Genomic DNA, 1,123 nt, shown 5'->3' with positions numbered 1-1,123 from the left:
GTTTCACCTGACGATGTCGTGCGCAAGATGGTGGGCCGCGAAATCACCCAGCTCTATCCCGACAAGCTGGCGCCGCAACAGCCGGGGCGCCTGCTTCTCGCGGTCGAGGGGCTTTCCGATGGCCGCCGCTTCGCCGACGTCGATCTGCAGCTTCGTGCCGGCGAAATTCTGGGCATAGGCGGCCTCATCGGGGCCGGCCGCAGCGAGATCGCGCAAACGGTCTGTGGTCTGAGGCCAAGGACGTCTGGAACCGTCGCGCTCGACGGAAAGCAGCTCCGGCTGCGCGGCTATGGCGATGCGGTCAAGGCGGGGCTGGTCTATCTTTCCGAGGACCGCAAAGGCTCCGGCGTGTTCCTCGATCTGCCGATCGCGGCGAACATCTCGGCGCTCGACCTCGCCAGGCTGACCGGGCGCCTCGGCCTGCTTGACCGCAAGGCCGAGGATCGTCAGGCGAGGGAACTGACCGGCAGGCTGGGCGTGCGCATGGCCGGCATCGACGCTACCGTCTCGACGCTGAGCGGTGGCAACCAGCAGAAGGTCGCCATCGCCAGGCAGCTGTCCGTCAGCCCCAAGGTCATCATCATGGACGAGCCGACGCGCGGGATCGATGTCGGCGCCAAGGTCGAGATCCACCGGCTGCTGCGCCAGCTTGCCGGCAGCGGTGTCGGCGTCATCGTCATCTCGTCGGAGCTGCCGGAGCTGATCGGTCTGTGCGACCGCGTTGTCGTGGTGCGCGAAGGCAGGATCGCCGGCGAACTCGCCGCCAGCGAGCTCGGCGAGGAAGCCATCATCATGCTCGCCTCGGGCGTTCAAGACAGTTCAAATCAAAGGCAGGCCCAGAATGTCGCCTAGGGAATCAGGAGAAGCGCTCGTGCACGCCGAGATCAAGGCCGCCGGGCGGCGCATCAATTTCGCTCAGCTCGCCTCGATGCGCGAGGCCGGGCTGATCGTTATCATCCTGGCGCTGTGCATCGCCATGAGCTTCGCCTCGCCGCACTTCCTGACATGGGGCAATTTCCGCGCCATGCTGATGAGCTTTTCCATCGAAGGCATCGTCGTCGTCGGCATGACGATCCTGCTCATCGTCGGCGGCATCGACCTTTCCGTCGGCTCGGTCGTGTGT

1 protein-coding gene and 1 pseudogene are annotated in these 1,123 nt (G+C 65.5%); both read left to right on the top strand.

Annotated features, from left to right (window positions below):
* Nucleotides 1-852 (top strand): ATP-binding cassette domain-containing protein (locus EOC06_RS44425; protein WP_245470368.1); only part of this gene is annotated, 852 nt, incomplete at its 5' end.
* Nucleotides 853-928: 76 nt separating this feature from the next.
* A pseudogene (locus EOC06_RS35635) lies at nucleotides 929-1,123 on the top strand (ABC transporter permease); the annotation flags it as partial.

The sequence above is a fragment of the Mesorhizobium sp. M7A.F.Ca.MR.362.00.0.0 genome, assembly GCF_004023175.1.
GTDB lineage: Bacteria > Pseudomonadota > Alphaproteobacteria > Rhizobiales > Rhizobiaceae > Mesorhizobium.
The sequence above is the reverse complement of the archived record's forward strand: the minus strand, read 5'-3'. Positions and strand labels throughout refer to the sequence as shown.